The sequence below is a fragment of the Roseibium sp. genome, assembly GCF_048261595.1.
In the GTDB taxonomy this organism is placed as follows: domain Bacteria; phylum Pseudomonadota; class Alphaproteobacteria; order Rhizobiales; family Stappiaceae; genus Roseibium.
The window spans coordinates 998,125-1,022,855 of the sequence record NZ_JBLXFW010000001.1 but is presented as its reverse complement, the minus strand read 5'-3'; the positions used below and the strand labels follow the sequence as shown (position 1 = coordinate 1,022,855).

At 60.5% G+C, this 24,731-nt stretch carries 22 protein-coding genes; 16 read left to right on the top strand and 6 right to left on the bottom strand.

Annotated features, from left to right (window positions below; genetic code table 11):
* Positions 1-70: 70 nt before the first annotated feature.
* Positions 71-1,459, bottom strand: coding sequence for a sensor histidine kinase N-terminal domain-containing protein (locus ACN0SY_RS04600; protein WP_417684867.1), 1,389 nt, complete (start codon positions 1,457-1,459; stop codon positions 71-73).
* The gene (locus ACN0SY_RS04595) at positions 1,456-2,124 is read right to left on the bottom strand and encodes a response regulator transcription factor (protein WP_417684866.1); all 669 of its coding nucleotides are present in this window, start codon (positions 2,122-2,124) and stop codon (positions 1,456-1,458) included. The genes ACN0SY_RS04600 and ACN0SY_RS04595 overlap by 4 nt, the downstream gene beginning before the upstream one ends.
* 148 nt (positions 2,125-2,272) lie before the next feature.
* Here ACN0SY_RS04595 and ACN0SY_RS04590 point away from each other — a divergent pair, with 148 nt between their 5' ends.
* The 5 genes from ACN0SY_RS04590 to ACN0SY_RS04570 all read left to right on the top strand — a co-directional run bounded on the left by ACN0SY_RS04590 (position 2,273) and on the right by ACN0SY_RS04570 (position 8,992).
* Positions 2,273-3,373 carry a tricarboxylate transporter gene (locus tag ACN0SY_RS04590; protein WP_417684865.1) on the top strand — a complete coding sequence of 367 codons (1,101 nt, stop codon included), beginning with the start codon at positions 2,273-2,275 and terminating at the stop codon, positions 3,371-3,373.
* A gap of 61 nt (positions 3,374-3,434) precedes the next feature.
* A complete protein-coding gene (locus tag ACN0SY_RS04585; RefSeq protein ID WP_417684863.1) occupies positions 3,435-5,450 on the top strand; it encodes a tripartite tricarboxylate transporter permease in 2,016 nt (671 codons plus the stop codon).
* Positions 5,447-6,559: a 4-oxalomesaconate tautomerase gene (locus ACN0SY_RS04580; protein ID WP_417684861.1), complete on the top strand. Its 1,113-nt coding sequence runs from the start codon at positions 5,447-5,449 to the stop codon at positions 6,557-6,559. The genes ACN0SY_RS04585 and ACN0SY_RS04580 overlap by 4 nt, the downstream gene beginning before the upstream one ends.
* Positions 6,556-8,223: a thiamine pyrophosphate-binding protein gene (locus ACN0SY_RS04575; protein WP_417684860.1), complete on the top strand. Its 1,668-nt coding sequence runs from the start codon at positions 6,556-6,558 to the stop codon at positions 8,221-8,223. The genes ACN0SY_RS04580 and ACN0SY_RS04575 overlap by 4 nt, the downstream gene beginning before the upstream one ends.
* A 37-nt stretch (positions 8,224-8,260) precedes the next feature.
* Entirely contained in the window at positions 8,261-8,992 is a 732-nt protein-coding gene (locus ACN0SY_RS04570; RefSeq protein ID WP_417684859.1) for a transporter substrate-binding domain-containing protein, read from the top strand.
* A 4-nt stretch (positions 8,993-8,996) separates the two neighbouring features.
* Here ACN0SY_RS04570 and ACN0SY_RS04565 read toward each other — a convergent pair whose 3' ends face one another.
* The gene (locus ACN0SY_RS04565; protein ID WP_417684857.1) at positions 8,997-10,394 is read right to left on the bottom strand and encodes a multicopper oxidase family protein; all 1,398 of its coding nucleotides are present in this window, start codon (positions 10,392-10,394) and stop codon (positions 8,997-8,999) included.
* 190 nt (positions 10,395-10,584) lie between these two features.
* Here ACN0SY_RS04565 and ACN0SY_RS04560 point away from each other — a divergent pair, with 190 nt between their 5' ends.
* The 4 genes from ACN0SY_RS04560 (at position 10,585) to ACN0SY_RS04545 (ending at position 13,688) form a co-directional block, all read left to right on the top strand.
* The gene (locus ACN0SY_RS04560; protein WP_417684855.1) at positions 10,585-11,256 is read left to right on the top strand and encodes a YitT family protein; all 672 of its coding nucleotides are present in this window, start codon (positions 10,585-10,587) and stop codon (positions 11,254-11,256) included.
* A 205-nt stretch (positions 11,257-11,461) separates the two neighbouring features.
* The gene (locus ACN0SY_RS04555; RefSeq protein ID WP_417684853.1) at positions 11,462-12,442 is read left to right on the top strand and encodes a glutathione S-transferase family protein; all 981 of its coding nucleotides are present in this window, start codon (positions 11,462-11,464) and stop codon (positions 12,440-12,442) included.
* Complete coding sequence (locus ACN0SY_RS04550; RefSeq protein WP_417684851.1) at positions 12,439-13,239, top strand: dioxygenase; 801 nt, start codon at positions 12,439-12,441, stop codon at positions 13,237-13,239. The genes ACN0SY_RS04555 and ACN0SY_RS04550 overlap by 4 nt, the downstream gene beginning before the upstream one ends.
* A complete protein-coding gene (locus ACN0SY_RS04545; protein ID WP_417684849.1) occupies positions 13,236-13,688 on the top strand; it encodes a GlcG/HbpS family heme-binding protein in 453 nt (150 codons plus the stop codon). The genes ACN0SY_RS04550 and ACN0SY_RS04545 overlap by 4 nt, the downstream gene beginning before the upstream one ends.
* A 4-nt stretch (positions 13,689-13,692) precedes the next feature.
* Here ACN0SY_RS04545 and ACN0SY_RS04540 read toward each other — a convergent pair whose 3' ends face one another.
* The gene (locus ACN0SY_RS04540; protein ID WP_417684848.1) at positions 13,693-14,172 is read right to left on the bottom strand and encodes a YbaK/EbsC family protein; all 480 of its coding nucleotides are present in this window, start codon (positions 14,170-14,172) and stop codon (positions 13,693-13,695) included.
* A 227-nt stretch (positions 14,173-14,399) separates the two neighbouring features.
* Here ACN0SY_RS04540 and ACN0SY_RS04535 point away from each other — a divergent pair, with 227 nt between their 5' ends.
* Positions 14,400-14,540 carry a hypothetical protein gene (locus tag ACN0SY_RS04535; RefSeq protein ID WP_417684846.1) on the top strand — a complete coding sequence of 47 codons (141 nt, stop codon included), beginning with the start codon at positions 14,400-14,402 and terminating at the stop codon, positions 14,538-14,540.
* A gap of 104 nt (positions 14,541-14,644) precedes the next feature.
* Here the strand turns inward: ACN0SY_RS04535 and ACN0SY_RS04530 are convergent, their stop codons facing one another.
* Positions 14,645-15,784, bottom strand: a complete 1,140-nt coding sequence (locus ACN0SY_RS04530) for an NAD(P)/FAD-dependent oxidoreductase (protein WP_417684845.1) — start codon at positions 15,782-15,784, stop codon at positions 14,645-14,647.
* A gap of 116 nt (positions 15,785-15,900) precedes the next feature.
* Between ACN0SY_RS04530 and mnmD the strand changes: the two genes are divergently transcribed.
* Positions 15,901-16,668 (top strand): tRNA (5-methylaminomethyl-2-thiouridine)(34)-methyltransferase MnmD, encoded by a 768-nt coding sequence (gene mnmD, locus ACN0SY_RS04525; RefSeq protein WP_417684843.1) that lies wholly within the window; start codon positions 15,901-15,903, stop codon positions 16,666-16,668.
* Positions 16,669-16,756: 88 nt separating this feature from the next.
* Here the strand turns inward: mnmD and ACN0SY_RS04520 are convergent, their stop codons facing one another.
* Positions 16,757-17,506 (bottom strand): SDR family oxidoreductase, encoded by a 750-nt coding sequence (locus ACN0SY_RS04520; RefSeq protein ID WP_417684841.1) that lies wholly within the window; start codon positions 17,504-17,506, stop codon positions 16,757-16,759.
* Positions 17,507-17,866: 360 nt separating this feature from the next.
* On the opposite strand from ACN0SY_RS04520, the gene ACN0SY_RS04515 reads away from it, so the two are divergent.
* From ACN0SY_RS04515 to ACN0SY_RS04495, 5 genes are all read left to right on the top strand, one after another.
* Positions 17,867-19,150 carry an MHYT domain-containing protein gene (locus ACN0SY_RS04515; RefSeq protein WP_417684840.1) on the top strand — a complete coding sequence of 428 codons (1,284 nt, stop codon included), beginning with the start codon at positions 17,867-17,869 and terminating at the stop codon, positions 19,148-19,150.
* Between the two features lie 657 nt (positions 19,151-19,807).
* Positions 19,808-20,674: an FAD binding domain-containing protein gene (locus tag ACN0SY_RS04510; RefSeq protein WP_417684838.1), complete on the top strand. Its 867-nt coding sequence runs from the start codon at positions 19,808-19,810 to the stop codon at positions 20,672-20,674.
* Between the two features lie 26 nt (positions 20,675-20,700).
* Positions 20,701-21,210, top strand: a complete 510-nt coding sequence (locus tag ACN0SY_RS04505) for a (2Fe-2S)-binding protein (RefSeq protein ID WP_417684837.1) — start codon at positions 20,701-20,703, stop codon at positions 21,208-21,210.
* Positions 21,207-23,627 (top strand): aerobic carbon-monoxide dehydrogenase large subunit, encoded by a 2,421-nt coding sequence (locus ACN0SY_RS04500; RefSeq protein ID WP_417684836.1) that lies wholly within the window; start codon positions 21,207-21,209, stop codon positions 23,625-23,627. The genes ACN0SY_RS04505 and ACN0SY_RS04500 overlap by 4 nt, the downstream gene beginning before the upstream one ends.
* A 222-nt stretch (positions 23,628-23,849) precedes the next feature.
* Entirely contained in the window at positions 23,850-24,731 is an 882-nt protein-coding gene (locus ACN0SY_RS04495) for an AAA family ATPase (protein ID WP_417684834.1), read from the top strand.

Here is a 24,731-nt window from a genome sequence, read left to right as displayed (position 1 = left end):
CGGCCGACGCTCATAAATTGCCGGATGGGGTGATTGGTTTTGCCTTGATCACGCGAGCCTCAGTCGCCGCTCATGCTGGCGCCTGGGATTCATGGCGGGGAAGGACAAGACGGAAGCAGGCGCCGTTCTCCATTGCGGGCGTTTCGACGCTGCCTCCATGCTGTGTCATGATTTCGCGCACGATCGGGAGGCCCAGGCCGGTGCCCTCGCTTGTCGTCACCTGACCGAACCGTTCGAATGCGATTTGCAGATCGGCGGCGCTCAGGCTGACGCCGTTGTTCGTGACCCGAATTGCAACCGTGTTCTCTCCAGTCTCGATCACAACCTCGATCCAGCTGAGGCTCGGTCCCGCATGGGCAAGGGCATTGTCGATCAGGTTTTGCAGGGCTTCCTCGAGCATGACGGGATCGGCAAGAACATGGGCACCCTCCGAGGTGTCCTTGAAGGTGAAGTCGACATCCCGTTCGAGAACCGCCTTGGCGCTACGGGTGCAGACATCGCGTGCGAGGTCGGCGGCAACAGTTGGGACGAACTTGCGCGAACCGACCGGGCCCCGTGCGCGCTCGTAGGACAGAAGCTGTTCGGTCAGGCGGCTGGCGTGCCGCGCCGCCTCCACCAGCTCCTCGCTCCTGAGCTTGCGGTCTTCATCGGTGTGCGCATCGCGCGCGGCCGTTGCCATGGTGAGGATCGACGCGATGGGGTTGCGAAGTTGATGCGCCGCATTGGATATGAAGACGTCACGGGACGCGATGGCGCTCGCAACCTGCCCGAACAAGGCGTTCAGCGTCTTCACGATCCCTGAAACTTCAGGCGGCACCGGCCTGCGGATGACGTCCATGTCGCTGGGCGAGCGAATGGAAATGGCCTGCTCGAGGTTCTGCAGGGGCCTGAGGCCGAGACTGATGCCAAACCAGACGACTGCCGCCACGGTCAGGATCAGCGATCCCATCAAGAGCGCTGCACGGATGGCAAGGTTGCGGGCAAAGGCCTCACGAGCCGCCATGTTTTGCCAGACCGTCACCGTGGCAAAGCCCGACACGCCGCCGAGCGTCAAATATTCGGTCAGGCGGGCGACACGAACTCCTTCGGACCGGTAGGTCGCCTCGAAGAGAACCGGCGTATTTGCCTGCCCTCTGACGTCGGGCGGCGGGGTCGGAGGATAGGCATATCCTGTCACGAAGACACCGTCTGGACCGTTGACGTGGTAGAAGAGCTTGCCGCCGCCACTGGAGCTGCGCAGCAGGTCCAGTGTCGCCGGCGTCAAGGCGTCGCCCTCCTTGATGATCACGTCGCGCGAGATCGCCATGGTCACGGCGACAAGGGTCCTGTCGAACAGATATTCGGAGGTGCCGCGGGCAACCTCGAAGCGCCAGTATCCCGCAATGGTGGAGATCAGGACAAGGGGGACCAGGATGAGAACCAGCAGTCGTATCCGTAGCGAAGTGGCCTGTGTGGTCATTTGGCTTCTTCGAGATAGTAGCCGAGACCCCGTGCGGTGCGGATGGTGACTCCGAAGCCTTCAAGGCGCTTGCGCAGCCGTGAGATGTAGATCTCGACGACCTTTTCCTCCACCTCCGCGTCGAGACCGTAGACGTGGTCAAGCAGCATGCTCTTGGGGACCAGCTGGCCACGCCGATCCAGAAGACACTCGAAGACTGCCAGTTCGCGGCGTGGCAACTCGAGAGCGATACCGTCGTGGAACAGGCGCCGCGCACCCTTGTCGAACTGAAGACGGCCAATGCTGCTGAAGACAGCGTCGCAGGACTTGCGCCGCCGGGAGAGGGCGCGCACCCTTGCCTCCAGTTCGTCTGCCTCGAACGGTTTGACGAGATAGTCGTCTGCCCCGAGATCCAGCCCTTTCACCCGGTCCTTTGTTTCTCCCCGCGCGCTGAGCAGAAGTACCGGTGTATTGTCTCCCCGCGCGCGCATTTTCTTCAAGACCTCGAAGCCGTCTTGACCCGGCAGATTGATGTCCAGGATGACAAGATCGGCATCCTCTTCCAGCAGGAAAGTGTTCGCATCCTCGCCATCGTGTAGCATCTCGACCGCGTGGCCGGCGTCCTTGAGTCGATGGCTCAACCCCCGCGCGAGGGTCTTGTTGTCCTCTATGATCACGATCCGCATGGATTTCTGTCTTTCGATGAAAGGCTGCTGAAAGCTTGGGCTGCTAGAGAAGGAGGCGCAACAGGATTGAGGAACTGCTGCACAACATATGATGTTCGGCCTTTGTGCTGCAACATTAATAATAATACCAAGGCATTGGGAGGATTTAATGCCTGTATTTCCGAAATTCGCAACGCGAGTTGCTGCGGGGCTACTTGCTGGCGTCGCGGCGGTTTCCCTGAATTCTGCAGCTAGCGCTGAAGTCGATCTTTCCGGGAAAACTGTCGAGTTCGTTATCCCGTTCTCCGAATCTGGTGGATCGGCCAGCTGGGCGAACTTCTTCGCTCCTCTTTTGAGTGAGGCGCTTCCCGGTAATCCAACGGTTGTGGTCCGCTACCGGCCGGGTGCCGGCTCCACAAAAGGAGCCAACTGGTTCCAGCGTCAGGACAATGGCGACGGCACGCTGATCTTCGGTTCGTCGGGGTCGACTCAGTTTCCGTATCTGCTCGATGATCCGCGTGTAAGCTACGAATACAACGACTGGAAAGTCGTTCTTGCCTCGGGTGTCGGCGGTGTTGCGTACCTGCCGCCGGAAATCGGAGCCAAATTCGACGGCGATGCCGATGACCTGAAGGAAATCGATTTCATCTGGGGCAGCCAGGGCGCTACCCGGCTTGATCTGGTGCCGAACCTTGCCTGGAAAATGCTTGGCATGAAGGTCGAGCCGGTTTTCGGGATCGAGGGTCGTGGCGCGGGACGCCTCATGTTCGAACGCGGCGAGGCCAACATCGACTACCAGACCTCTCCGGCCTATCTGAAGAGTGTCGTGCCGATGGTCGAGGCCGGGCGCGCCGTTCCGATGATGACCTGGGGCAGCCTGGACGACGATGGCAATATCGTTCGCGACCCAACCTTCCCGGAAATTCCGACCTTCAAGGAAGTTTGCGAAGCAACTGCCGGCTGTGAGACGTCCGGTGACGCCTGGGATGCCTGGAAAGCCTTCTTCATTGCAGGTTTCCCGGCTCAGAAGATGGTCTTCCTGCCCGGAACGGCCTCGGATGAAGTCGTGAAAACCTACGAAGCAGCCTTTAAGAAGATCCTGTCCCGGCCGGACTTCAAGGAACTGTCTGCAACGACCCTCGGGGCATACCCGCAAAAGACCGGCGCGGCCGCGGAAAAGGCCAAGAGCCTCGCGACCAACGTGCCGAAAGAAGCCAAGACCTACGTCATTAATTGGCTCAAGGACGACTACGGCGTAACGCTGAAATAAGTCGGCCTCGGCCCCGCTTCCCGTAGCGGGGCCACTCAGCTTCTATCCCAGCAGGACCATCATGGATTTACTCGCAACTGCGTTGCCGGCTCTCGGCGATGCGCTTTCGCTTATCTTTCAGCCAGAACAGCTGATGTTCCTTGTCCTCGGCGTACTACTCGGGCTCTCGGTAGGCGTTTTCCCAGGACTGGGCGGAATCGCGGGGCTCAGCCTCGTGCTTCCCTTCATGTTCGGCATGGACCCGGTCTCGGGTCTTGCCTTGATGGTCGGCCTGATTGCTGTCGTTCCGACCTCGGACACATTTGCCTCGGTTCTGCTTGGCATTCCCGGATCTACCGCCAGCCAGGCAACGGTTTTGGACGGTTTTCCGCTTGCAAAGAAAGGCGAGGCGGCACGCGCCCTTTCTGCGGCCTTCGCGTCGTCCCTTTTCGGCGGTTTGCTCGGCGCGCTCGTCCTGACCTTCTTCATTCTGGTGGCCCGTCCGCTCATTCTTGCATTCGGTCTTCCCGAAATGCTGATGATCACGCTGCTTGGTCTGTCGATGGTGGCGATCCTGGCAGGCCGCATCCCGCTCAAGGGCGTCGTTGCGGCTGGGCTCGGTCTCATGGTCGGAACCATCGGCGAGGCGGGTGCGGGCGGCAGCCTGCGTATGGCGACATACGACATTCCCTATCTGATCGACGGCTTTTCCCTCGTCATCGTTGGTCTGGGCATCTTCGCAATTCCGGAAATCGTTGCCCTGCTGCGTCAGGACCGGGCGATCTCGAAATCCGGCGGCCTCGGAAAGGGCTGGATGGACGGCGTTCGCGACTGGGCGGCAAATATCTGGCTATCGGTCCGCTGTTCGGTTGTCGGTGTGCTCGTGGGCGTCATTCCCGGTCTCGGCGGGTCGGTCGTCGACTGGATTGCCTACGGCTTCACCGTCCAGTCCTCGAAGGACAAGACCAAGTTCGGCAGCGGCGACATTCGCGGCGTGATCGGGCCGGAGTCTTCAAACAATGCCAAGGAAGGCGGCGGTCTGGTTCCGACCCTGATCTTCGGTATTCCGGGCTCGGGCAGTATGGCGGTCTTCCTCGGTGGACTGGCGCTTCTGGGCTATGACGCGGGCCCGCACATGGTCCGCTACGAACTGGATGTGACCTATACCATCGTCTGGTCGCTGGCCCTTGCAAACGTCTTCGGCGCAGGCCTGTGCATCCTGCTCTCAGGCCCGATCGCACGTCTCACCACCATCCGTTTCACTCTGATCGCGCCGTTCCTGTTCATGGTGATTGCCTTCGCGGCGTTTCAGTCGCGTCAGTCGCTGGGCGATCTGGTGACCCTGATGGGCGTGGGTGTGATCGGTATTCTCCTGCGGCGCTTCGATTGGTCGCGCCCGGCATTCCTGATCGGCTTCGTTCTGTCGCACCAGGCGGAGAACTTTGCCAACATGGCGAACCAGATCGCGGGTGCGCGTTTCCGTCAGGGCTTCCTGAACGGCCTTGAATATATCGCGTCTCCCATCGTCCTGATCATTCTTGTTCTGACTGTCGTATCGGTCGTGATCGGCATTCGCCAGAGCAAGCATATCCTGGGCAACTCGGCGACGCCGGCCGGTTCAAAGCGGGCGCCGATGACCTTTCTCCTGTGCATCACTGCCTATCTGGCAGTGGCACTGGTGGATGCCCTCTCTATCGACCTCGTCAGTGACAAGATTTTCCCGGTGACGGTCGGTCTCGTGTCCCTTGCCGGATGCCTGGCACTGCTTGTGCGGATGATGCTTGTTCCGGAAACCGATCACCTCTTCGTCGATCATGAGAACGGCGATGATGAAGGCGGTGCACCTCATGGGCTCTGGTCGACGCTCGCGTGGTTCGGCTTCCTGCTCGTCATGTCGAGCCTGATCGGCTTCATCCTCGCGCTGAGCATCTTCTTCGTCACCTTCCTGAAAATCAGGGCCGGCGTGTCCTGGTTCCGGTCGCTGGCCCTGTCGGCCTGCGGCATCGGCTTCATCTGCTTCCTTGCGGGACTTATCGGACGCGACTTCCCCCCGGGGCTTCTCCAAGAATTCGTCAACCTACCGTGGCCTTTGACATGACCCAGCTTGCCATTCCCTTTCTCCTGATGCGTGGGGGCACGTCCCGTGGCCCATACTTCCGCCGCTCCGATCTTCCGGAGGACCTCGACCAGTTGTCCAATGTTCTGGTCGCCGTCGTAGGCTCAGGCTGTGCCACCAATGTCGATGGTGTCGGCGGCGGTACAGCGGTCACCACGAAGGTCGCGATGCTTTCGCCCTCGTCCCGCGCCGATGCAGATATCGACTATTTCTTCGCGCAGGTAAGTGTCGAGGATCGGCTTGTGGACTTTGCTCCAACCTGCGGCAACATCCTGGTCGGCGTCGGACCGGCTGCCATTGAGATGGGGCTGGTTCCCGTTTCAGGTGACAAGACCTCGGTGAAGATCCATGCGGTCAACACCGGCGCCCTTGTCGAGGCAATCGTCGAGACGCCCGACGGCAGGGTGAATTATGAAGGTGAGGCAGCGATTGATGGGGTGCCCGGCACGTCCGCGCCGGTCGCTCTCAATTTCCTCGATGTTGTCGGGTCCCGCTGCGACGGAATGCTGCCGACCGGCGTGGCCATTGAGCAGATCCAGGGCTACGACGTCACATGTATCGATGTTGCCATGCCGATGGTGATTGGACGGGCCAAGGATTTCGGGATCACCGGCTATGAAAGTGCGGACGAACTGAACGCCAATGAGGCGCTGTTTGCCCGTATGGAGGCGGTTCGCCTGGAAGCCGGTCGCCGCATGGGACTGGGTGACGTGACCAAGTCTGTCGTGCCGAAGTTCGGCCTGATCAGCGAGGCGCGTGGAGCCGGACACCTGAATGTCCGCTACTTCATGCCGTGGAAATGTCATCCGAGCCTCGCGGTCACCGGGTCTCAGTGTATTGCAGCTTGTGCCCTGACACCCGGAACGGTGGCGGATGGCATCTCCCGGCCGATCGCTCCTTCCCCGGCCGTCGTGGTTCTCGAACACCCAATCGGCGATATGGAGGTGACGGTAACCTATGAACGCCAGGGCGACACCCTGCGCTTTATTGCGGCCGGCCTCATCCGAACCGCACGCCTGATCTCACGCGGTGACGTCATGGTGCCGGAGGCGGTTCTGAGTGCCCCCAAACTTGCGGTGGCCGGCACGTGAGCACCGTATTCAACAAGGACGAGCCAAGGGTTTTCGATGTCCTTGCGCAGGTGTTCCGCAACGAAGGCGTGGACACCTGCTTCGCACTGCTTGGTGACGCCAACATGAATTGGGCGACCCGTCTGGCTGAGGCAGGCTGCCGGATGATCTACGTCCGGCACGAGCACTGCGCAGCAGCGGCGGCAATGGCCTATGCGCGCAAGAGCGGCGAGGTCGGTGTTGCCACCGTGACCTGCGGGCCTGGCTTGACCCAGCTGATGACAGCATTGCCGGCTGCGGTTCGTGCCCGGTTGCCGCTGGTGATCTTCGCCGGAGAGGCTCCCTTGAAGAGTGCCTGGTACAATCAGGGCATCGACCAGAAGCCGTTCGTCGAGGCAACAGGATCGGCATATCATTCACTGCATGCGCCTGTGCGGATGCCCGCCCAGATCCGGGATGCCTTTCTTCAGGCGCGGCGTGAGCGCCGTCCGGTTGTCGTCGGCGTTCCCTTCGACCTGCAGAATGAATTGTGGCCGGGTGAAATCAGGATGCCTGCGCCTTCGCACGAGCTGCTGCCGACGCTCTCTCCCATCCCGGCCAATCCCGACGATCTCGCCAGAGCAGCTGAACTGATCAAGAACGCCAGGCGGATCATCATAATGGCCGGCCTTGGTGCCGTGGAGGCCGGAGCGGGTCAGATCTGCCGCGATCTCGCCGAGAAATGTGACGGTCTGCTGGCTGCAACGCTTCCGGCACGGGGTATCTTTCATGATGACCCGTTCTCGCTAAATGTCGCTGGGGGCTTTTCGTCCACCGTTGCCTTCGAATGCTTCGGCGAGGCGGATCTGGTGATCGCCGTCGGAGCGTCGCTGACCCACCATAATGCGGCCGGCGGCAAGCTTTGGCCCAACGCCAAGGTTCTGCAGATCGACGTGGAGCCTGTGGTTGTTTCCCAGGGCCGGAAAGCCGCAGATCACCACATGCGCGCTGACGCCAGGCTGGGTGTCGAGGCGCTGGCCGCGAGGCTGCCACATAGGACGCCTGAGTGGCGAACCGCAGAGTTGGCGGAACGTATCCGTGTGACACCAGCCGACGACCATGCCTTCGACATCGAGCCGGGTGTCCACGATCCCCGCGAAGCCGTCCGGCAACTGGAAGCGGCGCTTCCAGCCGACTGGGAAATGGTCAACTCATCGGGCCATTGCTCCTATTTCTTCGCGCACATGCCCTCGCGCCCGCAGGAAAAATTCCTGACGATCCGCGAGTTCGGCGCCATTGGCAACGGCACGTCGTTTGCGCTGGGTGTTGCCGCTGCACGACCGGACAGCACCGTTGTCATGTTCGATGGGGATGGCAGCGTGCTCATGCACATCCAGGAGCTGGAGACCATGAAACGCCATGGTCTCAACATCCTCATTGTCGTGTTCAACGATGGCGCCTATGGCTCCGAGATCCACAAGATGCGTGCCGATGGGCTGGACGATGCAGGTGCAGTCTTTGGCAAGCCGGATTTTGCGGCCATCGCGAGAGGCTTCGGCGTTCAGGGAGAAACGGTGACGGACCTGGCACAGCTGCCGGAATTGGTCGAACAGTTCACGAAGACGGGCGTTACAGCTGTTTGGGATGTTCCCGTGTCGGACAAGGTCGTCTCGCCGGTGATCCGGCGTGCGCATCCCGGCAAGTAGATCGGGCAGTTAGGCAGAAACAAAAGGAACAGACGGTATGGACCTGGATCTTATCCGGCATCTGTTGGCACCGACCGGCGCCTTGCGGGCAGGGATCAACATGTCCAACCGTCTGCTTGTCAGCGGCACGGACGAAAACGGTGACCCGGTGGGCGTCTCTCCGGGCGTGGCGGCGGAGATCGCCGCTCGGCTCGGCGTTCCGCTCAAACTGGTGAAATACAAGGGCCCCGGCGATGTTGCCGACGCTGCGGCTCTTGGCGAATGGGATATCGGCAATATCGGCGCGGAGCCGGAGCGGGCGAAGACCATTCTTTTCACCCGGGCCTACAGCGAGATCGAGGCGACATACCTTGTGCGGGAAGCCTCGGATCTAAGCTCGGTTGCCGAAGTCGATGCGCCGGGGAGGCGGATCGCGGTGAAGGCGCGCTCGGCATACGGTCTTTGGCTTGAACGCAATGTGCGCCATGCCGAACTGGTTCTGGTTCCGCCCGACCAGGACACGTTCCAGGTCTTCGCCGACGGTACTTGCGACGCTCTCGCAGGGCTTCGAACCGGGCTTGCGAAGGATCTTGGCCGAATGACCGGCGCGCGTGTACTGGACGGACGGTTTACTGCCGTCCAGCAGGCAGTGGGAACGCCGGTGAAGAACGCGGCGGCGTTCGAGTGGCTCGAGACGACGGTCGCGACGCTGATCGCCCAGGGCACGGTCCAACGTCTCATCGAAACCTATCAGGTCGAGGGACTGAGCGTGGCGTCGCAGACGGCTTAACAGCTCAAGCCTCGACCCGGAGGTAGCCGGTGAGGCCTGTCTTCTGATGCTCGATGACATGGCAATGGAAGGCCCAGTCGCCGGGATTGTCGGCAACCAGCGCCACATCCATGGTTTCTTCCTCAAGCAGAAGGGCAGTGTCGGTCACAAGCGGCGGCAGCGCACGCTTGTTGGAGCGAAGCAGCTTGAACGATAGCCCGTGCAGATGAATTGGATGGGCGTTCGGGGTCTCGTTTCTTAGCCTCAGGATATAAGACCGCCCGCGTTTCATGACGGCCAGCGGAGCTATCGGGTCAGGCGTGTCGCCTTCCCAGGCGACACGGTTGATCGACCAGAATGTATAGCCGAGCGTGCCGCAAATGCTTTGAATCGGTGGTCCGCCCTCCGGTGTCCAGCCAAAGACAAACTCAAGCACTTCGGCATTTTGAAGATCAGGCTCGGGTACCGGATTGGCCGCGAGAGGTTTCAGTTCACTCAAGCTGCGCTTAGCGCTCGTTCCGGCGACGCGCAGGCGCGCGAGAACCTTTGGTCCCTTGGCCGTCTGCCGTGTAAGGGCAACGATGTCACCTTCCTGGTCCGGTACGCGCAGGGCGATATCCGCCCGCTGGCCCGGCGACAGGAGAATGTCGCTCGCAGGCAGAGGCTCGGCGAGCGGGTTTGAATCAAGCGCAATCACCTTGCTCTCGCCCCCCTGCACAGAATAGGACGCCACGCGCGTGACGTCGGTCACGGCAAGGCGCAGACGGACCAGCGTGCCTGCTTCCACGTCGTAGGACGGCTCCGTATCCCAGTTGACCGTCGAGACGGTACCGAGAGTTCCGCCGCGCGCTGCCTGCCTCGGCTTGAAAAGCTGTGTGAACTGGCCGTCTCCGCCAAGGCGGAAATCCCGGATGTTGAACGCCAGGTCGGAATCGAAGCCCGGATCTTCGGCTTCCTCGACGACCATGATCCCGGTCAGGCCACGGGCCATCTGTTCCAGGGTGTTGCAATGGGGATGGTACCAGAACGTGCCTGCGTCCGGCGGCGTGAAGGTATAGCGGAAGCTCTCTCCCGGCTCGATCGGGTTTTGAGTGAGATAAGGCACACCGTCCATTTCATTGGCAATGCGCAGACCGTGCCAATGCACGATGCTCGCCTCGTCGAGGTTGTTGACCACATCAACAGTGAAGGGTTTGCCCTGGCGAAGACGCAATACTGGGGCTGGTCCCCCCAAGCCGAACCCCATCATGGCCCTGGTGACACGGCCCGGAACAAGTTCATGGTCGAAACGGTTGATCGGCAAAACGAGATCGGCAGCCCGGGCCTTGTGCCCGAGCGCCCCGCCCAGCCCGAACGAGGCGGCCACGGCGGTTCCGCCCAGTATGAATTCCCGGCGGGAAAGGCCAAATGCCTGGTCAGCCATATATGCGCCTCTCAAATCGAAGTCGGTCATTGAAATCAAGACTATCAGGTTCCGGTTTTGCCGGCAGCCATGGCATTCATGCGAATTGCCGCACCTTTGAATCAGATGAGGGATTGACTGGACAAATATGGCAGTATTGCTTACCTTTGTCGAAGGGAGGCAAATTGAAACGACTGAGGCAACGCGGCAAATGACCGATCATGCCAACTCCCACTCCACATCGGCACCCGGCTCTGGAACGGCAGCCTTGGCGGCAGCCGGCCATTCTTCTGTCCTGCATTCGACATGGGACAATCTGCAGGGCCAGGTGTTCGGTATTGTCCTGACGTCCTTCGGCGTGTCGTTGTTGCGCGCGGCGGGGCTGGTGACGGGTCAGACTGCAGGTCTTGCGTTGCTGATTGCCTATGCGAGCGGGTGGAGCTTTGGTGCTGTCTTCTTCCTGGTCAATTTGCCGTTTTATGTCTTTGCCTTCAGGCGAATGGGCGCTCGATTTGCCATTCGCTCATTTATTTCCGCAACCGCAATATCCTTGCTCGCGGATCTCCTGCCGAACGTGATTTCCTTTGCCTCCCTGGATCCGTTTGCCGCGGCCGCGCTCGCCGGTTGCGTCAATGGGGTCGGCCTGATTGCGCTGTTCCGTCATGGAGCGAGCGCTGGCGGGCTCGGGATGCTCGCCCTCTACGTTCAGGACCGGTTCGGTCTGCGCGCTGGCTGGTTTCAGCTTGGTGCCGACCTCGTCATTTTCGCTGTCAGTTTCCTAGTCATCGACAGCGTGGCCCTACTGGCGTCCCTGCTTGGTGCCCTGGTCATGAATGCGTTGATCGCCTTCAATCACCGCAAGGATTGGTATGTCGCCCATTGAGACCGGCGCTGCTACGTGGTTTGGAACCGGCAGGGCGGGTCCTGTTCAGGGCCGCAGGCGAAGATTTCATGGTCATTGTTCGATATAAATGAACGATAAGTCGCAATTTACTGATATTTACGCAGTCAGGTGAAACGATCATATTCCTCTCAAAGATGACAATGAACGGCCCCGAGCGGGTCGCTTCTGTCTGGAGGAGGCATCGATGCTCGTTGACGGAAAGTGGAGCGCGGACTGGCATCCGGTTCAGAAAAAGGACGCGGACGGCCGCTTTGTCAGGCAAGTATCGAGCTTCCGGCACTGGATTACGCCTGATGGTTCTCCGGGCCCCGACGCTCAGCCTGCAACCGCGGCAGAGATGGGGCGATACCATCTCTATGTCGCCTATATCTGTCCATGGGCATGCCGGACTCTGATCGCCCGATCGTTGAAGGGCCTTGAGGACGTCATATCGGTCTCTGTCGTCGAGCCTGTGCTCTCGGACGAAGGCTGGCGGTTTGGCGACTTTCCAGGAGCCACGGGCCCTGACAGGGAAGTCGGTGCGTCGCACATCCATGGCATCTACACGGAGGCAGATCCCATCTACACCGGCCGGGCAACTGTACCGGTGCTTTGGGATCGGAAGGCGCGGACGATCGTCAATAACGAATCTGCCGATATCCTGCGCATCCTCAACGAAGGCTTTGGCGCCCTCGCTACCAGCTCCGTCGACCTTCGGCCCAATGAGCTTCTCCAAGAAATGGAAGAGCTTTCGGACAAGCTTTATGGCTCGTTCAACAATGGCGTCTACAGAGCCGGGTTCGCCTCAAGCCAGAAGGCTTATGAAGAAGCCGTCCACGACGTCTTCGCCGCTCTGGCTATGCTCGAGCGCCGTCTTTCCGACGGACGTGCCTACCTGATGGGGGCGCAACTGACGGAAGTCGATATTCGGGCCTATGTGACCCTCATCCGGTTCGATGCGGCCTACGTCGGCTTGTTCAAATGCAATTTGCGTGAAGTCCGGGACTACCCCGCTGTATCCGCCTATCTCAGGCGTCTCTATGCAATGCCTGCTTTCCGGAGCGCAACGCGCTTCGACCACATCAAGGCAGGGTACTATTCAGTCAAGGCCCTGAACCCGAGCGGCATTGTTCCGCAAGGGCCGGATCTTTCCTACCTCACCCACGTTCTGGAGCCGGAAGCATGAGCGAACTGAAGCCGCAACCGAGCCTGTTCCTGCCGCACGGAGCGCCAGACCTCCCGTTGACCAGTATTCCGGCCGCCGATTTTCTCAGGAGGCTTTCTTCGCAGCTTCCCCAGCGCCCAGACGGGATCGTCATCATTTCCGCACACTGGATGATCCGTGGTCTGGGGATGACGGCTCCCGGCCCGCTGGAAACGATCCATGATTTTGGCGGCTTCTCACCCGAACTCTACCGCCTGACCTACAATGCGAGAGGGACTGCTGACCTGAGTGCTCAGGTTCAAGAGGTACTCGCGGAGGCGGGCCAGGAGATCGCGCAAGTCCAGGGGCGGGGGCTGGACCACGGTGCCTGGGTTCCGCTTCTGATGGTCTACCCGGAAGCTGACATTCCGGTTGTCCAGATTTCCCTTGATGCAACGCGGTCGGCAAGGGAACTCGTGGCACTCGGCCACGCTCTCGAACCGTTGAGGGAAAGGAACATTCTCATCATAGGGTCCGGCGCGAGCGTTCATAACCTGCGGCGGATCGCGCCCGAGGGCAGCTCCGTGCCTGAATGGGCACGATCCTTTGACGATTGGGTGAGTGACACGCTGGACAGCGGTGATGTCGCGACGCTTGCCGACTTCGAGGCCGAAGCCCCAGCTGCGCGTCAGGCACACCCGACGACAGAGCACTTCCTGCCGCTCTTCGTTGCGGCCGGTGCAGGTGGCACGGGGAACGCGGCGCGCAAGTTGCACGAAAGTTTCAGTTACGGATCCATCGGCATGTCCGCCTGGGCTTTCGGAGGCGAAGAGCAATGACCGTTGCGACCGCGTTCCGAGGAGTGTCACTCTCCCTCGCTCGCAAGATCTGCGACGCGGCGGCGTCCGAGGGACGACGGCTCGGACTGGGGCCGTTGGCGGTTGTGGTCCTGGATGCCGGCGCCAATGTCCGGCTGGTTCAGGTCGATGACGGAGCCGGAACGCTCCGTCATGAGATCGCACAGGGGAAGGCCACAGCGGCATTAGGCATGGGCATCGGGACCCGAAAACTGTTTCAGTTGTTTGAAACCGGAGTGCTGCCGGACCGCTTTGCCGCGGCGATTTCCGCATCGGCAACAAGCGGGTTCATTCCTCAGCCCGGCGGCGTTTTGGTCATGATCGACGGCGAGGTGGCAGGAGCGGTTGGAGTTTCCGGGTCATCATCCGATGCAGATGAAGCGGTCGCCGTGTCAGCCATCAAGGCAGCCGGCTGCAAACCCGTTCCATGAAGGATCAGGCTGGGACGGTCTCCGGATCCTGACAGACGTCGACCCACGTGCCCCCGGTGACCTCGAACAGGCGCTGAGGCGATATGCGGACCGCGGCATTGGTCGCTCCGGCGGCCGGGATGACTTCGTCGAAAGCCTTCAGGCTTTCATCCAGATAGACCTTGAGAGGCGTTGCGAGACCGAATGGGCAGACGCCACCGACCGGGTGCCCGGTGATGTCCTGCACCTCTTCCAGCGCGAGCATTTTCACCTTTCCGCCGAAAGTCGTCTTGGCCTTCTTGTTGTCAAGACGCGCATCTCCGCGGGCGACGACAAGAAAGACCTCTTCCTTGAGGCGGAACGACAGGGTCTTGGCGATCTGGGCCGGCCGAACGTCGTGTGCCTGCGCCGCCAGTTCCACGGTAGCGCTGCTGTCAGCCGTTTCGATCACCTCAAGCTCAGGGGCAGCTTCTGCGAGGTGGCGGCGGACGCTTTCAAGGCTCATTCGTGGCTCCGGTGACAATAGTGGTGGAGAGAAGGGACATGCTGGCGTGACCCGCAGAAGAACCGCTCCGGCAGTCCAAGTTATCCCCATTCTTGCAGCTTCTGGCAATTCCCTTTGATTAGGAGATGGTTAACCATACTCGTTCAGAGACAATTAACCGCTTCGAGCCTACCGTGTCGGTACGTGTAGCAGAGACGTGGTGATTTGAGTCTCTGCCGGAGGTTTTCATGGCGTTTATTGCAGAAAATTTGAGCCGGAATGATCGTAAGTCCACGTCTGGCGCGGGCTTCATGATTGTGAAGAACGTGCTGTTCTGGGGATCTATCGCTCTGACCGGCTATGCCCTCTACGCGGTCGCGACCCTCTGACGGTCTTGCAGTGCATCAAGTCAGGCCAGGATACAGGCGCCCATCAGGCGCCTTTCTGATTCCTGGGCCCCAAGAAATCCACGCGAGCCTGGTCAGCCTTCAATTCACCGTTTGAAATGAAAGCCGGGGCGGTAGCTTGGCGGCAGATCGACGGCAGGGGTGCTGCCGGTCAACTCCGCGACGAGAGCGTCTGCGATCAGATGTGCGATACCGTAGGAAATCTTGAAGCCACCCGTAGCGACGAAGACCCGTTCGTGGCCGGGAACATTGCCGACTAGAGCATCGCGCTTGTTGCATCTGGGCCGGATGCCCGCCCATACGCTCAAGACCTTGCGGCCTTCCAGGCGGGGGCAAAATGCCGTCGCCCGGCGGATCAATTCCTCCGTTCTCACAGGATCGACCGCGCTGTCCACGAAATCGCGATCGGACGTGCTGCCGATCGCGACCGTGCCATCGTCATGGGGAACAACGTAAAGCCCGTCGCAATAGATTGCCGGCAGGTCTTCAAGCCCGGCACCTTCCATGATCAGGGCCTGCCCCTTTTCACCGCGGCCGATCATTTCACCTGTCAGGCTCTTGAGGTGATCAAAGCTCTCGGGCCCACTGGCGAGAACCAGCCGCCCGGCCGCAAGTGCGGACGCGATGCCCTTGCCCGTTATTGCACCCGTCGCTTCGTCGAAAGCCTCGAAGCAAGCACCCTCGATCAGCGTCCCATGCTCGCGCACAAAGGCAGCGAGGGCCGCAAGGTAGGCCCGCGGCGCGACACGTCCGGCAAGAGTTTCATAGACAATGCCGAATGGTGCGGCCTTCGGACTGAGCCAGTCAGCACGGCTTCCCTGCGCCTCGACCTGATAGGTGAAACCCGTCTTTAAAGGCTGCCACCGCTCATCCGCCTCAGCCGCCCGTTCCAGATGATGGTCGAACTTGTCCTGCGTGGTCAGGGGCAGGATTCTGCCACAACGCCCGTAGCCCGTGGACAGACCCGTTTCCGCTTCAAGGCCCTGAATAAACGCCTCAAGACGCATCAGGGACTGGAACTGAAACTCCTTCTTCGGGTTCCACCGGGCTGGCATATGCGGCATCAAGGCACCGAGTACCCCCCCGCTCGCGCCAGCGCCGATATGGTCCTTCTCCAGAACCACGACTGAAAGTCCTTCCTTCAGTGCACGATAGGCAATGGACAATCCGAAGATGCCGCCGCCCACCACGGCAAGGTCATGACGATTGGAGAACGCGTCTGGCATGGATGGCCTTTCAGCAAATACCGGTGAGCATGGCAAGCAGGCAGAGCGCTCTTTATCTCGACCCTGCGCCCGCATAAAAGGATGAGCCACCAACATCAAGAGCGCTGATCGCCGCAATGTCCCGCAAGCAAGACGAGATTATCGCCTCGGCTACTTCTTCCCTGCAGCCGTCGGCGGGAGAAAACGCTGTCAGTGCTCCGGAATTGGAGTGGCTGTCGGATGGTGTTCCACGAGCGCCTGCATTTGGAGATACCTACTTCTCACGTGCAGGAGGCCTCGCCGAGACGCGGCACGTGTTCCTCGCCGGAAACGGATTGCCCGAGCGGTGGCAGGCCGGGGATGATTTCATCATAGCGGAACTGGGCTTCGGAACCGGGCTAAATTTTCTGACCACGCTGCATGCCATGCAGCAGATGCCGCAACCGCCGAAGCTGACCTTTCTGTCCTTCGAGCTTTTTCCGATGACTGCCGAGCAGCTCTCGCGGGCACTTGGCGCCTTTCCGGAACTGGAAACGCAAGCCGAAGCCTTGCTCCGTGCCTGGTCGCCGGAACCTGGCTGGAACAGATGGTGCGTCCAAGACGTCGATCTTGTCATTGGTGTCGGCGATGCAAGGACCTTGCTTGCAGATGCCGGTCGCCAGTTGCCTGCCGGGAAGGGAGTTGATGCCTGGTTCCTCGACGGTTTCAGTCCCTCCAAGAACCCTGAGCTCTGGGGCGAAGAGCTTCTGGTCGAAGTCTATCGCTCGACGGCAAACGGCGGAACGCTCGCGACCTATACCGCGGCCGGGTGGGTGCGCCGGAACCTCTCGGGCGCCGGGTTCAACATCGAGAAGCGAAAGGGCTTTGCCGGCAAGCGCGAGATGGTGGTTGGGTGGAAGGCTTAGGCGCCTAACGCCTACCGGCGAGCTACCGTCCCGGTTGGAAAACCGGAACGGTCCGTGAGGAATTTGGATGCGAACAAAGCGGCAGGGTTCACCCGCGCGCAATGAAGGGCATCTTTGTTGCCATGATAGTCATGAACTGGACATTGGCGGAGAGCGGCAGCCCAGCCATGTGCAGAACCGCATCCGCAATGTGGGACACGTCCATGACAGGCTCGGGCATCATGGTGCCATTCGCCTGAGGCAGGCCCTTCTGGAAATGTTCTGTCATTTCCGAGGCCGCATTGCCGATGTCGATCTGACCACAGGCAATGTCGAAGGCACGGCCATCGAGCGACAGCGTCTTGGTAAGGCCGGTTATGGCGTGTTTCGTCGTGGTGTAGGGCACAGAACCGGGACGCGGCGCATGTGCAGAGATCGAGCCGTTGTTGATGATGCGACCGCCCTGAGGGCTTTGATGGCGCATCATTCCGAAGGCGCCACGAGCGATCAGGAAGGCGCCGTGCAGGTTGACGTTCAGAACGGTCTGCCATTCTTCGATGCTGAGTTCATCGATCGGTTTTGCCGGAACGTTGTTGCCTGCATTGTTGAAGCAGGTATCGAGGCGGCCATAGCGCTCCTTGATCGCGGCGAAGAGTGCGTCGACCTGGCCAGCGTCCGACACATCGCAAGGAACGCAGAGCGAATCCCCACCGGCTGCCTTCGCCGCTTCTTCCAGGCGATCGGCGCGCCGTCCGGTCAGAACGACCTTCGCACCTGCCTTCAGGAATGCTTGAGCCGTTGCGCGGCCGATACCCGAGCTGGCCCCGGTCACGAGAACGGTTTGTCCGGTGACTGACATGGTTCCTCCCATTGATATTTGAACTGTCTGGTCGCGAGTCACGCCCTGAAAAGTGAGGGTTACGAGCAGCGAAATATGACTTTCGGGCGCGAGCTTAGGCACCGGTTGCAAGTTGGGCAAGCACCGTTTGGTGAAAATCAATTGCGCCGAAACGGCGAAATCGCGTGGTTCAGCCAAGTGCTCTCCAACCATGGCTGCAATCCACTGGCATTTGCCGAACGGCTTGCTGAAATATTGCGATCGCCTTGAAAGCAATCCCGTTTCTTCGCAGTCTCTTGGTATTGGCGTGTCGATCGTCTATTCTCGATCTGATCACTAAGATCCAGTCATTATGCAGCTGCCTGAGGGAGGAGAGCCTGCATGTCCGTTTCGCACGAGCCATGGCTCGTCGCGCTTTCCCTGGTGGTCGCGTTCCAGGGAAGTTTCGTCGGACTGAGCCTGTCGGTTCAGGTTGCGCGCGCGAGAGATCCGCGCCGACGCTTCCTGTTGGCCGGCAGCGCGTTGACGCTTGCTCTTGCGATCTGGGCCATGCATTTCGTCGGAATGCTGGCGGCGCGGTTGCCGGTGGCGGTCGACTTCCTTGTCTTGCCGACGCTTTTGTCATTTCTCGTCAGCGTTCTCGTGGTCGGCATTGCAGTTTTTGCCGCCAGCAGCGGTGCGCTTTCGTCCTTGCGTCTCGGATTGTCCTCGCTCGTCATGGGGGCGGGGATCTGCATCATGCATTACCTTGGCATGTATGCGCTTCATGCCTCGTCCGTGATGACCCATGACCCGGTCTACGTAACGGCGAGCTTTCTCGTTGCCTTCAATGCCTCCGGCCTTGCGCTCTGGCTCTGTTTCGGTTCCGGGCGCCAACCGCCCATGGTTGTCTCCGCTATCGTCCTGGCGCTTGCGATCTCGGCCATGCATTACATCGCCATGGCTGGTATGGGCCTGACCCCGCGCGAAGTTGCCGGACCACCGGATTCACCGTCCGTGTCTCCGGGAACGCTCGCAATCGTCGTGGCGTGCGTCGCGTTCCTCGTCTCCGGCCTCTTCCTTTTGACGCTTGTTCCGGCCGGATCTGCAGACCATGCCGAAGGCAATGATGATGCCGTCCCGGAGGTCGCAATTGCGGAAATGGGTGTATCCGGTGAGGAGATCACTTCTCTTGACGCTGAGGGGCCTGCTGATGCGGTGTGGGGGGAAGAGGGCGCAGTCCCTTCGCACAAGCGACCACCGGAAGGGCTTCAGGCCGCGCCTGGGCAGAAGGGCGTTGCAGGAAGTTTCAAGCGCACGCTGCCGGTTGAGCGGGACGGCGTGAAATGCCAGATCCCGACGGCGGATGTCGTGGCCGTGCAGGCAGACGCGCATTACACACGCCTGTTCGACGGCAACCGGACACTGTTCTGCCCGTTGGCCATCAGCGAAGTCGAGCGGGCACTGGACCCCAAGCTGTTCAGTCGCGTTCATAGAAGCCATATCGTCAACCTGCAGCGTGTCAGCAGCTACAAGCGCTCGGGCGATAGTGGCTTACTGGTTATGGACGGAATGGAGCCGCACCATGTGCCGGTCAGTCGATCGCGCTGGAGCCGCATCAAGGGACGCCTCGCGGAACGTAGCGATCGGATTGTTACGGGTTCGGGCGCAGTCGCAGCTCAGTAGTCGCTTCAGGCAGGGACACAGGCAGTTTCTGAGAGCACGCCACTGTGGTTGCTTCGGGGCGCAATGTTCTCATTCTGGCAGCCGCTATCCAGGTTTTGGAATCGCTCTCCGTTGGCTGCGGTCCTGATGGCAGGACCGTGGTTTTCTGGCGGTCGGCGACAGCTTTCGAACATTTGCCTCCTGTCTGCCGCTACACCTATTGAGTGTGTGTGCAGTGCGTCCAAGCGAGTTGGCTGCGACAATTCGTGCAGGGCGGCCTGATCCGTCGTGAACTGCCCCGATTTAGGAACGAAGTCCATTTTCATGGGCTTATAGCTATTTGAAATGGTTAGTATTTTTGTCTGTGATTGCTGTCGATCTCGGCAATGAAATGCGTCAATATTATTGACGCATTTCGTGCGATCAAACCGGTGATCCGTGTAAATCTACCGACATTCGGTGCAGGTGACGTTGTTTGTGCGATGCAAAGGTTTGCACCCTAGAGTCGGTTATCGCACCGGGAGTTGAATGCCGTCCCAGTGCCCACCCGCCGGATCGAAACGCGAGCCGATCCTCATGCGCCGGTGAGCCTCGGGCTGTGAAGATGTGTGATGACCACCTTGGAGAGTCTTGCGCGCGTCGCTGGTCGATACGTGCATGCAGTGAGGGAGGGAACACATGATCCCCGGAGAATTTACCTATCACAGGCCGTCGTCTGTGTCGGAAGTCGTTGCGCTTCTGGTCGAACATGGCGACGAGGCCCGCCCGCTTGCTGGCGGTCACAGCATCATTCCGATGATGAAGTTGCGCATGGCCGCGCCCGAGCACCTTATCGACCTTGGCGGCATCGCCGATTTGAAAGGCATCCGCGAAGACGGCGCTCACATCGTCATCGGTGCCATGACCACACAGGCCGATTTGATCGCTTCGGATCTGCTTTCCTCGAAGCTTCCGATTATCCGGGAGACCTCTCGGCTGATCGCCGATCCACAGATCCGTTACATGGGCACAATGGGCGGCAACGTCGCCAACGGCGATCCCGGCAATGACATGCCGGCGCTGATGCAGTGCCTCGATGCGGCTTACCTGGTCGCAGGGCCCGATGGTGAGCGCGAAATTCCGGCCCGCGAATTCTATGAGGCGGCCTATTTCACGGCGCTCGCGCCGGAAGAGTTGGTCGTTGCCGTCAAGATCCCGACGCCTGCTGCGGGTCATGGCTTTGCCTATGAGAAGCTGAAGCGCAAGGTAGGCGACTACGCCACCGCTGCAGCTGCTGTCGTCCTGACAATGAACGGCAACACGGTGGCAAGCTGCTCCGTGGCGCTGACCAACGTTGCCGACACGCCGCTCTACGCGGAAGAGGCGAGCGGCATCCTGACTGGTTCGACGCTTGATGCGGAGACGGTCAAGAGGGCTGTCGCGGCTGCTGAAGCCATCACCATGCCGGCCTCCGATGGCCGCGGCCCAGCCGAATACCGGACCAAGATGGCAGGTATCATGATGCAGCGGGCGCTCACGCGCGCCGCCGAACGCGCCCAGAAATAAACCGGGACCGAGGGAGACAGAACGAGATGAGTGAAGTTGAACAAGTCCCGGTGACGATGACCGTCAACGGCAAGAAGGTGCAGCGCTTTGTCGAGCCGCGCACGCTTCTGATCCATTTCCTGCGCGAGGACCTGAATCTCACCGGTCCGCATATCGGCTGCGAAACCAGCCATTGCGGTGCGTGTACGGTTGAAATGAACGGCATGTCCGTCAAGTCCTGCACCCTGTTCGCGGTCCAGGCCAACGGTGCCGAACTGACCACGATTGAAGGCATGGCCAACCCGGACGGCACACTCTCCGCCCTCCAGGAAGGCTTCCGCCAGATGCATGGCCTCCAGTGCGGCTTTTGCACGCCGGGAATGATCACCCGCGCGCACACGCTTCTGAAGGAAAATCCGGATCCGACCGAAGAGGAAATCCGCTTCGGTATTGCCGGCAACCTGTGCCGCTGCACCGGCTACCAGAACATCGTGAAAGCCATCCAGTACGCCGCAGCAAAGCTGAACGGCCGTGAATTCCAGGAGGCTGCAGAATGAATGACATGACCCCGACACGGGAACAGCGTGAGGCAGCCCTCGAAGGTATGGGCTGCAAGCGCAAGCGCGTTGAAGACATCCGCTTCACTCAGGGCAAGGGCAAATACGTCGACGACATCAAGATGCCGGGCATGCTGCACGGCGACTTCGTCCGTTCGCCCTATGCCCATGCCAGGGTCGTCAAGATCGACGCGACCGAGGCTCTCAAGGTCCCGGGCGTGATTGCGGTCCTGACAGCTGAAGACCTCAAGGGCGTGAACCTCGCCTGGATGCCGACGCTCGCAGGCGACGTCCAGATGGTTCTCGCCGACGGCAAGGTTCTCTACCAAAACCAGGAAGTTGCCTTCGTAGTCGCCGAAGACCGCTACATCGCCGACGATGCGATCCAGCTGGTCGAAGTCGAATACGAAGAGCTGCCGGTCCTCGTCGATCCGTTCAAGGCAATGGATCCGGACGCTCCGGTTCTTCGTGAGGACCTTGAAGGCAAGACCGAAGGTGCCCATGGTCCGCGCAAGCACCATAACCACATCTTCAACTGGTCTGTTGGCGATGAGGATGCCACCAAGTCCGCGTTCGACAACGCCGAGGTGACGATCAAGGAGATGATCTCCTATCACCGCACGCATCCGTCGCCGCTGGAAACCTGCCAGTGCCTTGCGTCCATGGACAAGGTGAAGGGCGAACTGACGCTATATGGCACCTTCCAGGCACCACATGTTATCCGTACGGTGGCATCGCTGCTCTCCACCATCCCGGAACACAAGATCCATGTGATCGCTCCGGATGTCGGCGGTGGCTTCGGCAACAAGGTTGGAGCTTATCCGGGCTACATCTGTTCCATCGTGGCCTCCATCGTCACCGGTCAGCCGGTGAAATGGGTCGAGGACCGCATGGAGAACCTCTCCACCACGTCATTTGCCCGCGACTATCACATGACGACGGAAATTGCCGCGAAGAAAGACGGCACCGTCACAGGACTGAAAGTGCACGTGCTCGCCGACCACGGCGGCTTCGACGCCTGCGCCGACCCATCCAAGTGGCCGGCAGGCTTCATGAACATCGTCACGGGGTCGTACGACTTCCCGACCGCCCATCTGTCGGTCGACGGCGTCTACACCAACAAGGCCCCGGGCGGTGTCGCCTATCGCTGTTCCTTCCGTGTGACGGAAGCGGCCTACTGTATCGAGCGAGCCATGGACATCCTGGCCCAGAAGCTCGGCATGGATCCGGCGGATCTTCGCATGAAGAACTTCGTCAAGCCGGAGCAGTTCCCGTATCAGTCGGCCCTCGGCTGGGAATACGACAGCGGCGACTATCACACGGCCATGCAGAAGGCGATGGATGCCATCGACTACCGCGGCCTGCGTGAAGAGCAGAAGGCCAGACAGGAAGCCTTCAAGCGCGGTGAAACCCGTGAGGTCATGGGTATCGGTGTCTGCTTCTTCACCGAAATCGTCGGTGCCGGTCCGTCCAAGAACTGCGACATCCTCGGTGTTGCCATGTTCGACAGCGCGGAAATCCGGGTTCATCCGACGGGCTCGGTTATCTCCCGCATGGGCTCCAAGAGCCAGGGCCAGGGGCACGAAACGACGTGGGCGCAGATCATCGCGACGGAAATCGGCATCCCTGCCGATGACATCATGGTCGAGGAAGGCGATACCGACACGGCTCCATACGGTCTTGGTACCTATGGGTCCCGTTCGACCCCGGTTGCCGGTGCGGCCATCGCGCTCGCGGCTCGCAAGATCCGCAACAAGGCTCAGATGATCGCAGCTCACATGCTGGAAGTGTCCGAGTACGACCTCGAGTGGGACGTTGACGGTTTCCAGGTGAAGGGCAATCCGGAACGGCGCAAGTCCATGAAGGAAATCGCGTGGGCCGCCTACAACGCTCCGCCTCCGAACATGGAGCCGGGTCTTGAGGCCGTGTCCTACTACGATCCGCCCAACATGACCTATCCGTTCGGCGCCTACTTCTGCGTCATGGACATCGACGTCGACACTGGCGTGTCCAAGATCCGCCGCTTCTATGCGCTGGATGACTGCGGCACCCGGATCAACCCGATGATCATCGAGGGTCAGGTCCATGGCGGTCTGACGGAAGCCTTCGCCATCGCGATGGGTCAGGAGATCCGCTACGACGAGATGGGCAACGTCATGGGAGCGTCCTTCATGGACTTCTTCCTGCCGACCGCGGTTGAAACCCCGCACTGGGAAACCGACTACACAGTCACCCCGAGCCCGCATCACCCGATCGGAGCAAAGGGCGTGGGTGAAAGCCCGAACGTTGGCGGCGTACCGGCGTTCTCCAACGCGGTAAACGATGCCTTCGGCTTCCTCGGTTCGACGCACATCCAGATGCCGCATGATGCATGGCGCGTCTGGCAGGCAGCCAAGGAACTGGGCGCTCACGGCTGATCGCGAGCTGCGAGATCCGGGTTCCCACGACCCGGTAGTGGAACTGCTTGTCGAAACCGTCTGGCAGCTGGACAGGTCGACAAGCAGCTTCCCCTGATGCTCGTGATAGAAGAATAACAGTCGGCATGGGCGGCGCCAGACGCTGCCCGGCCTTCTGAACCCAATGCGGCCTTTTGCCTGCGGGTCAGATCAAACCATCCGATTTTCCAAGGAGGGCGCCTCATGGCCCTGGACAAGAACGCGCTGGCGAAAGCCCTTGCCGAGACCGGCTATGTTGCCGACGACGGCCTCGCAACAGCGCTTGTCCTGACCGACATGCTACAGCGGCCTCTTCTTCTGGAAGGGGAAGCGGGTGTTGGCAAGACCGAGGTAGCAAAGGCCCTCGCCAAACTGCACGACACCGACCTGATCCGGCTGCAGTGCTATGAAGGTCTGGATCGCTCCGATGCGATCTACGAGTGGAACTATCAGCGCCAGCTTCTGGCCATCAAGGCTCACGAGGGATCGGGCGAGAGTGCCCATGCCATCGAGGAAGCGGTGTTTTCCGAGAAATATTTGCTGGAGCGCCCGTTGCTGGCCGCGATCCGTCAGGACAAGGCGCCGGTGCTCCTGATCGATGAAATCGATCGAGCCGACGAGGAATTCGAAGCATTTCTGCTCGAAATCCTCTCCGACTATCAGGTCTCCATCCCGGAACTGGGGACAGTCGAGGCGACCAGTATCCCGCGTGTGGTGCTGACATCGAACGGAACGCGTGAACTGTCCGATGCCCTGCGCCGCCGCTGCCTCTATCACTATGTCGATTACCCGACCCCGGACCGGGAAGCGCGTATCCTGCTCAGCCGTGTCGACGGACTGGATGCAAAACTGGCGCTGCAGATCGCCGAACTGATGGGTCGTCTGCGCAAGGAGGACCTTGCAAAGGTCCCGGGAGTAGCGGAGGCAATCGACTGGGCCGCTGCGCTGCTGGGGCTCGGTGCGAAGAACCTGCATGACGAGCGCGAGCTTGTGTTCGAAACGCTCGCCTGCGTCCTCAAGACACGTGAAGACCAGTCGAAGGTGACCCGCGAAGTCACCGACAGGCTGCTCGGCAAGGTAGCCTGA